This is a genomic window from Oligella sp. HMSC09E12 (assembly GCF_001808505.1).
GTDB classification, from domain to species: Bacteria; Pseudomonadota; Gammaproteobacteria; order Burkholderiales; family Burkholderiaceae_B; genus Oligella; species Oligella urethralis.
The window spans coordinates 51,579-59,709 of the sequence record NZ_KV793520.1; the positions used below are offsets into that span (position 1 = coordinate 51,579).

An 8,131-nucleotide genomic window follows, 5' to 3' on the forward strand; every position below is an offset into this window, starting at 1 on the left:
AATTGCTAGAATGACATATAAAATCAACGAAAGTATCATGACGCCCCAAGAAATTGTGTCGGAATTAGACAAAAATATTGTGGGTCAAACTAAAGCTAAACGCTCCGTTGCAGTAGCCTTAAGAAATCGCTGGCGCCGTCAACAAGTACCCGAGCCTTTACGCCATGAAATTGCCCCTAAAAATATTTTAATGATTGGCCCAACCGGCGTGGGTAAAACAGAAATCGCCCGTCGCTTGGCAAAACTTGCCAATGCACCTTTTATTAAGGTAGAAGCAACAAAATTTACCGAGGTCGGTTATGTAGGTCGCGACGTGGAGACCATTATCCGTGACTTAGTGGATATGTCTGTGAAGCAAACCCGCGAGCAGGAGCTTCAACGGGTGCGTACACAAGCAGAAGAAGCGGCTGAAGAGCGTATTTTAGATGCTATTATCCCGCCCTCCTACGATGCGCAAAACCAGCCTATCCGCCAAGAGGGTGCCGCTCGTCAAAACTTCCGTAAGCGCTTACGTGAAGGGCAAATTGACGATATGGAAATTGAAATCAGTGTTGCCAACACGGTTCAAGCGCTCGATATCATGGGCCCTCCGGGCATGGAAGAAATGACGGAGCAGTTGCGCACCATGTTTGCTGGTCTGCAACGTGATAATACCAAGCCTAAGAAAATGACGGTACGTAACGCCTTTAAACTCTTAGTCGAAGAGGAAGCGGCGAAACGTGTAAATGAAGAAGAAATTCGTAATGCCGCCATTCTAAACGCTGAACAAAACGGTATTGTGTTTTTAGACGAGATTGATAAGATTGCCGCACGCCAAGAGAGTCAAGGAGCTGATGTATCACGTCAAGGTGTACAGCGGGATCTGTTGCCGCTGGTAGAAGGCACCACGGTAAATACCAAATACGGTATTGTTAAAACCGACCACATACTCTTTGTCGCCTCTGGTGCGTTCCATCTATCACGCCCATCGGATCTCATCCCAGAGCTACAGGGTCGCTTCCCAATTCGGGTGGAGCTAGAATCCCTCAGTACGGATGATTTTGTAGAGATTCTATCCGCTACCGATGCCTCCCTCACCAAGCAATATAAAGCGCTGCTCATCACAGAGGGGGTGGAGCTGGACTTCACTGAGGATGGTATTCGACGTATTGCTGAAATTGCCTTTGATGTGAATGAAACCACTGAAAATATCGGCGCTCGTCGTCTTTATACGGTGATGGAAAAACTGCTAGAGGATTTATCCTTTAGCGCCACGGCTGCACAAGCCGGCACTGTGGTTACAATCGACACGGCTTATGTTAATGAAAAACTCGATCAGACCGCAGCCGACCAAGATTTAGCACGCTACGTGCTTTAACTGACTGCGCTCAAGCCAACAAAATCCGCCACGGCAAACAATGCTTGATGGCGGATTCTTTTGCTTACTAGCTACTTCTTAAGCTCAATCACTTCATATTTATTATCTTGGTGACGCACCTTAAAGCGCACCTGATCACCCGGCTCAATGCCTTGTAAAAGCGCTGGCGACACCTCATAGACTAAGGTCATGGCGGGTAAATTCAAATCTGTAATCGCACCATGCTTAATGGTCACTGTACCCTTGGACGTGTCTAGGCGGCGCACCTCACCGCGAGCAGAGGCCTCATCCTGCGCACTACTCATGGTAGCCGCCCCCAACACACCTAAGCCGACCAAAAGACCTGCGAATATCTTTTTCATCTTCATAATTATCACTCCATTAAATCGTACTGACAGTTTAACTCTTGCTACGCTTGGCTATAATAGATTTATTTTCAAAATTACACCCTTTAACAATTTACTCAAGGACTATGACAGATCGCCTCAGTACCATCGTCACCAAAAGTGGTGACCAGGGTAGCACCAGCTTGGCTGATGGCCAACGCTTATGTAAAAGTCACCCGCGCATTGGCGCCATGGGTGATATTGATGAACTAAACAGCCATATCGGTTTATTAATCACAGCACTACAAGGTATGAAGCAGCGCGAAGTACCAGCCCATCTGCGCTTATTGTCATCAATTCAGCATGCTTTATTTGACCTTGGTAGTGAGCTGGCGGTTCCCGGATTCAATGCCTTAAGTCCAACCATCGTCACGACACTAGAAGCGTCCATTGACACCATGCTGCAGCAATTACCACCGTTGCGTGAGTTTATACTGCCTGGCGGCTGCCACCAAGCAGCACAAGCACATATATGCCGCAGCGTCAGTCGTCGTGCTGAACGCTCCTTAGTCCTCCTTAATCGTGAGGAGCCAATGAGCGATTTATCCCTGCAATTACTTAATCGCTTATCCGACTATTTCTTTGTGTTAGCGCGTGAACTAAATCGTCTGAACGAGTACCAAGATATTTTCTGGCAAAAAAATGAGCGCTAATGCGTTAAACTTATGCTTAGCTTAGCTCGCTTAAATTCAACCATTCACACATTTGTTACTACAACACATGATCATTCAACACCCGCAATTTAATCTCATCGCCCTCTCCCTCGGTCCGCTGCAAGTGCATTGGTATGGGCTAATGTATTTACTGGCTTTTGCGATTGCGTGGTTTTTAGGACGGCAACGGATTAAACAAGGCTATTTTGATATTACGCAAAAGCGCTTTGAGGACTTACTCTTTTACGGCATCATCGGGGTGGTTGTCGGAGGTCGCCTAGGCTATGTGCTGTTTTATCAGTTCAGCTACTATCTACGCCACCCCTTGGAAATCTTTGCGGTGTGGGACGGTGGCATGGCCTTTCATGGTGGCTTAATCGGTGTTTTGGTAGCAATGCTTTATTTTGCGCACAAAGAGGGCAAGACCTTCTTTCAACTGGGAGATTTTGTCGCACCCTTAATCCCGCTTGGTTTAGCCTTCGGTCGTTGGGGCAATTTTATGAATGGCGAGCTCTGGGGACGCCCGACCAATGGTAATTGGGGCATGATTTTCCCAATGGTAGATAATGTGCCACGCCACCCCTCACAGCTTTATCAAATGGCCTTAGAGGGGATATTGCTGTTTGTGATTTTATGGTTTTACTCAAAAAAACCGCGCCCCACGGGATGTGTAAGCGCAGTCTTTTTAATCGGCTACGGCGTATTCCGCTTTATCGCTGAATTTGGTCGCGAGCCGGATAGCCATTTGGGCTTATTAAGCTTCAACCTCAGTATGGGTCAATGGCTCTCCTTGCCGATGATATTAGCCGGAATTATTCTTTTTGCCATCAGTATAAGGCAATCTCCCCGCTCACAGTAACCGATACTCGCTCCTTGCCTGCGCTGAGTGTCGGACCACTGTAGTCCTCACTCTGCACCATGGCAGCTTTCGCTACACCTAAGCGCGGTCTAGGTGATTGGACCATACTCGAATCATCTACACGTACCTGCTTAATCTCGTAATTATCAAAACCGAACTCTCTAGTCACTGCTCGTGCTTTGGCTTGGAACGCTTGAATGGCGGCAGCACGAATCTCACTTTCCACGCTCTGACGCAGCTCCGTACTCATTTCAAATACGATATTGGATAGCGTCATGTGCTCACTCACCTGCTCCACAAAACGTGTCGCTTCCACCAGATCCTGAGAGCTCACAATCACTTCGCCATTGACCACATAGGTCACCTTGCCAGTGCGCTTAGCGTTGTCATCATAATCCTGCTGCGGCCAAAGATTATAGGTACCGTTTTTAAGCTCCAACTTTTGATTATCTTTACCGCTTGCCATTACCTGATTAATGGCTTTATTGACCGCATCTGACAAGACCTTAGGATCATCGCCACGCGCTTCTTTGCTTAGGGTCAATACCACCCGATCCTGCACCACTTCCTTGGACGAGTCAGCCGCCAAACTGAGCACGGTCCGCTCATCCGCAGTCACACTGGCACTTTGAGCCAAACTTGGCTGCGCCGCCAAAAGCGTAGACAATAGAATCACTAAATGAGATAACTTCATGAATTTCTCCTAGGCTAAATGAAATTATTTTAAAACGATTTGACCTGACACTGACACCCGCACCATTTGCTTACCGGCCTCTAAGGGTGGTGCTTCAGCATAGCCCTCCTCCACACGCTCTGCCGTCATGGCACGTGCCATCATGGGTCGCAACGGGGGTCTTCTAATCGGCGCAGTAGCGGCGGAGGCATTACCATCAATATTACGCCTTCAAAACCTTCATAACCTAAGCCTTTGGCTACGGTTTCAGCCTTGCCTCTAAACGATGCGATCGCCTCTTCGAGGATTTCTTTTTCAATGGTCTGGCGCAACTCGCTTGATACATCAAAGCGAATATCATCCACCAACATATCCTCATGAGAGGCCTCGACAAATTTTAACAACTCATCAAAATTCTTTGAGCGCGCTATCATTTTACCCACTGCCGTATAGGTAATTTTCTCAATTTGATTAGTATCTTTTTTATACTGAGTGTGTTTACGAACCGAGTAATCCCCAGTCTCTAAGCTCAGTTCGGGATACTCCTTGGCACGTTCTGCCACCCTGCGCATGGCCAGATTCACATCACGTAATAATTGACGCTCATCAGCGCCATCAATTTCCTTAGTCAGGATAACATTAGCGCGATCCTCAGCCACTTCTCGAAAAGCCTCTGCCCCCACCCGCACATACGACTCAGGCTCCCTCTGCTCTGCGGCAAACGCCATTGAGGTGCTCAAGAGTAAGGGAATAAAAACAAGTGCTTTAAAATATCTCATCGTTCACTCCTTGATATGAATACTGCTTAGAGTGAACTAAGGCAAAATAGTTCGATGCCTACTTTTTGCGTGCAATCAACTGCACCACGGAAGATAAGCCTGTATGCCCCTGCCCCTCATGCACCTCACGCTCTAGCTCAGCCAAATGCAGAATATCCATCGCCGCAAAATCGCGTGCTAACTCCTCTGCGCTATACAACAAATCCACATGACTCGGGCCACCTGTCTGATACTGCGGTTGCTTGGTGCTATAGCACTCAAAAATTAACAGACCGCCAGGCTTTAAGCTATCCTGTATTTGCTGATGAAATTGAGCACGCTCAGACTGGTGCATATGACAAAAGATATTAATCACCGCATCCCAAGCATTTGCGCTAAATTGATATTGGCTCAGATCGGCGTGTACGGTTTTAAGCGCCACCCCTCGTGCCTGCGCCAGCTTTGAGGCCTTTTGCAAGCCGGACAAAGCGATATCTAACGCCGTCAGACGGTGACCCTGCTCAGCCAAGAAAACGGCGTTACGTCCCTCACCCTCGCCTAGTGAGAGCACCTCAGAATGTTCAGTCAAATAAGAGCTGGCCTCGACTAAAAAGTCATTTGGCGTGGTGCCATAGAAATACTCATCATCACTAAAGCGCTGGTGCCAGATATTATCCAATAGATTGCTCATAGCATAGACCGTGATAGATTGAAAAATACCCAACACCGTGGAGGCAGTGTTGGGCACTTTATACAAGATGGGTAACCCGCGGTACCGTCAAGGTCGGCATCTCGAACCCAAAAAGTTCAAGTTGGCGGTCGGCTCGTATGATGCGCCGGGATTCTCTGACGAGAGAGATTCACTCCTGCACCTGAGCTAACTACCCTAGCCATAAGCATCGGTAAGAGATGTATAACCAAGGTCACGAATACCGCAGGAAAACTGTTAAAGCAATGAAGCTTTGTTGGATTTATTATAGCATTGTCAGCCGCTACGTCAAAACGATAAATTGCGCTTACTTGAGACGATTAATACCCTCATCCAGTAAGGCATTAATATGATCCACCTTGGCTTTATAGTCGCCGTACGCAACCCCCTGAAACGGCCCCTCGGTCGACTCGGCAGACAATAGTTGCGAGGCTAACTGGATACACGCCATATAAGCAACCCGCTCATTGGTCATCTTGCTGCTTTGCTTGATCATCGTCATTAAATCGTTCGCCTGCTTGACTGCGGCTAACAGCTTGTCCTTTTCGCTAGCTTCGCACGCTAAGGTCAGCTCTTTATCTAAAATCGTAACTTCTAAGTGCTCCATCTACACACCCTCCTGAGTCGCACCACCGGGAAGATTAGCTAACACATGAGCTACCCGGTCTCGCGCATGACTAACACCTGCTCTTAACTGCTCGGACTGCGGTTTTTTGCTGCTGTAACTCCGATGTGACGGAGCCTAATTCTGCCTGCACTGCTGCGAGTTGCTGCTTTAATTGCTGATTCTCATCGTTCAACTGCTGCTGATCACTTAAGGCAGACTGCTTAAGCTCATGCAGCTCAGCACTTAAGTGCTGCTGCTCACTGGTCTTGGACTCAAGCGCTGCACGAGTATCTGATAATTGAGTACGAAGCTCATCTAACTGCTGATTAAGCTCATCACGGTCTGTCACTAAGCGCTCACTCAGCTGAACTAACAACTCGACGCGCGCTGCCAATTGATCTAGGTCTTGTAACATAATGGACGTCTAAAAAATAAATAAACACTACGCCTATAAGTTTAACTTAAGCCTGCCAAGGTGGAAAGCAACGATGACAAGTCTTGAGCTTTGCCTATGCCTATGGATGGTCAAAGGCAAGGGCACTGACTAGTACCCTACTAAAAATTCAAGCTCAAGAGCTAATGTTATAACACGCTTGAGCTTGAAGTATGTTTAATCAAGAACTAACAATAAAGATTGATTATAAATCAATTACTTAAAGGATTGGCAGGGTCTTCAGCCTGAGTTGGACTAACCGTACCGACCGCACTATCTTGCTCAGGCACTTGCTCATTTAAAGGCACTTCCTTAATGCTAGGCTGTGGGGCAGCAGTTTGTTCAGCAGAGGCGGAAGTTTCAGCAGCAGGTGCCTCACTTGGCGCAGCTTCTGTAGCAGGTGCGGCTTCTTCAGTTGCTGGCGTAGCCTCTTCAGCTGCCGAGTCGGTCGTAGCAGCAGGAGCACTTTCTTCGGCGGCAGATGCATTAGCATCGCTCGTTGCAGCGTCAGAGCTGCTAGCCTCATCACTTGTTGTAGTATCGGTTGCGGCAGCTTCATCGCTTGCAGCTGCATCAGCTCCGGCGGCGCTATCAAACGCAATACTTCCACCGGAAGCATTAACCATAAAGACCACGGCGTTTTTTACCTCATCATCAGATAAAGACAGATCGCCACCCTTGGCAGGCATCGCATTAAAGCCCTCTAAAGAATGCTTAAAGAGCGTATCCGCGCCCTGAGCAATACGAGGAGCCCACGCACTTTCATCACCCTTAATCGGAGCACCGGAAAGACCGCTGTCATGACAGGTCATACAGAGTTTGCTATATAATTGCTCACCAGTTAAGGGCTCAGCAGCTTTAGTTTCAGGTAATGGTGCTCCTGTATTGTAGTGAGCAACCGGCGCAATACGACTTAATACCATCTCAGGCGCCATTGATGCTCTGTCAGTACCGCCATTATCCAAATTCATTTTGATCAAAAAGATAATTACGATGATCGGCACAATAAAAACTAAAGCGCCTACTTTTAACATTTCGCCGGGTGTTTTGGACCCTTTATGATTGGTAGAACTCATATGCGTTTCCTAGATATCACTTAATAATTATGAGATAAACTTATCCACTAAAAAACTGACAGCGATTGGGAAGTAAACCGCCAAAGCAGGCGACAGTCCCTCTCCCTTTCCTCTCTTAACAGGCTATTATAACTATATCCTTGCGATTTGTATGAGTTTAATACCTCTTTTTACGATACTTGCTTAAGTGGGCTGAATTTATCCGATAACTTGTAGCCAAAGAAACAACAGCAAGCGCTTTTAAATGCTAAGCCTTAAACTTGAAATGAGAAAATGTGCTTAATTAGCAATCTTCGATAGCTAAATAGGCTAAAATGGCAGACTTAAAAATAAGTCTTCAAAGTCGCCGTAGTTCAATGGATAGAATTAGAGTTTCCGAAGCTCTCGATACAGGTTCGATTCCTGTCGGCGACGCCAAGCCCCCAATTTCTAGACAACTCTAAGCAAGGCTTAATTAGCTCAAAACCAGCAAAAACAAAGGCTATACGCCCTGTTGGTTTTCTCACAGCACACCATGCCGCATCATAAAATCTCATAAAATATTGGGAGGCATACACCCCAACTGGTTTTTGAATAGGGGCTTTTTTTTGCTTACACCATGTCCGGATAATGCTTCTTGA

The 8,131-nt window shown here is 47.0% G+C and carries 10 protein-coding genes, 1 tRNA gene and 1 other RNA gene; 4 read left to right on the forward strand and 8 right to left on the reverse strand.

Annotation, left to right across the window (positions count from 1 at the left end):
- Nucleotides 1–22: 22 nt before the first annotated feature.
- Nucleotides 23–1,357: an ATP-dependent protease ATPase subunit HslU gene (hslU, locus tag HMPREF3179_RS01350; protein WP_036558909.1), complete on the forward strand. Its 1,335-nt coding sequence runs from the start codon at nucleotides 23–25 to the stop codon at nucleotides 1,355–1,357.
- A gap of 71 nt (nucleotides 1,358–1,428) precedes the next feature.
- On the opposite strand, the gene HMPREF3179_RS01355 is transcribed toward hslU, so the two are convergent.
- The gene (locus tag HMPREF3179_RS01355) at nucleotides 1,429–1,725 is read right to left on the reverse strand and encodes a copper-binding protein (protein WP_018026916.1); all 297 of its coding nucleotides are present in this window, start codon (nucleotides 1,723–1,725) and stop codon (nucleotides 1,429–1,431) included.
- A 104-nt stretch (nucleotides 1,726–1,829) separates the two neighbouring features.
- On the opposite strand from HMPREF3179_RS01355, the gene HMPREF3179_RS01360 reads away from it, so the two are divergent.
- Complete coding sequence (locus tag HMPREF3179_RS01360; protein WP_070469396.1) at nucleotides 1,830–2,396, forward strand: cob(I)yrinic acid a,c-diamide adenosyltransferase; 567 nt, start codon at nucleotides 1,830–1,832, stop codon at nucleotides 2,394–2,396.
- 70 nt (nucleotides 2,397–2,466) lie between these two features.
- Entirely contained in the window at nucleotides 2,467–3,255 is a 789-nt protein-coding gene (gene lgt, locus HMPREF3179_RS01365) for a prolipoprotein diacylglyceryl transferase (protein WP_070469408.1), read from the forward strand.
- Here lgt and HMPREF3179_RS01370 read toward each other — a convergent pair.
- The 7 genes from HMPREF3179_RS01370 to HMPREF3179_RS01400 all read right to left on the reverse strand — a co-directional run bounded on the left by HMPREF3179_RS01370 (nucleotide 3,224) and on the right by HMPREF3179_RS01400 (nucleotide 7,511).
- On the reverse strand, nucleotides 3,224–3,949 hold the full coding sequence (locus HMPREF3179_RS01370) for an SIMPL domain-containing protein (protein ID WP_048766820.1): 726 nt from the start codon (nucleotides 3,947–3,949) through the stop codon (nucleotides 3,224–3,226). The two genes, lgt and HMPREF3179_RS01370, sit on opposite strands and share 32 nt — an antisense overlap.
- A gap of 140 nt (nucleotides 3,950–4,089) precedes the next feature.
- Complete coding sequence (locus tag HMPREF3179_RS01375; protein WP_246824326.1) at nucleotides 4,090–4,707, reverse strand: SIMPL domain-containing protein; 618 nt, start codon at nucleotides 4,705–4,707, stop codon at nucleotides 4,090–4,092.
- 58 nt (nucleotides 4,708–4,765) lie between these two features.
- On the reverse strand, nucleotides 4,766–5,377 hold the full coding sequence (locus HMPREF3179_RS01380) for a class I SAM-dependent methyltransferase (RefSeq protein WP_168160342.1): 612 nt from the start codon (nucleotides 5,375–5,377) through the stop codon (nucleotides 4,766–4,768).
- Nucleotides 5,378–5,446: 69 nt separating this feature from the next.
- Nucleotides 5,447–5,630: non-coding RNA, 6S RNA (gene ssrS / locus HMPREF3179_RS01385), on the reverse strand.
- Between the two features lie 72 nt (nucleotides 5,631–5,702).
- Nucleotides 5,703–6,002 (reverse strand): cell division protein ZapA, encoded by a 300-nt coding sequence (locus HMPREF3179_RS01390; protein ID WP_048766818.1) that lies wholly within the window; start codon nucleotides 6,000–6,002, stop codon nucleotides 5,703–5,705.
- Between the two features lie 70 nt (nucleotides 6,003–6,072).
- On the reverse strand, nucleotides 6,073–6,417 hold the full coding sequence (locus tag HMPREF3179_RS01395) for a hypothetical protein (protein WP_246824328.1): 345 nt from the start codon (nucleotides 6,415–6,417) through the stop codon (nucleotides 6,073–6,075).
- A 230-nt stretch (nucleotides 6,418–6,647) separates the two neighbouring features.
- Entirely contained in the window at nucleotides 6,648–7,511 is an 864-nt protein-coding gene (locus tag HMPREF3179_RS01400; RefSeq protein ID WP_070469398.1) for a c-type cytochrome, read from the reverse strand.
- A gap of 342 nt (nucleotides 7,512–7,853) precedes the next feature.
- Here HMPREF3179_RS01400 and HMPREF3179_RS01405 point away from each other — a divergent pair.
- Nucleotides 7,854–7,928: transfer RNA gene (locus HMPREF3179_RS01405), tRNA-Arg, on the forward strand.
- The last annotated feature ends 203 nt before the right edge of the window (nucleotides 7,929–8,131 follow it).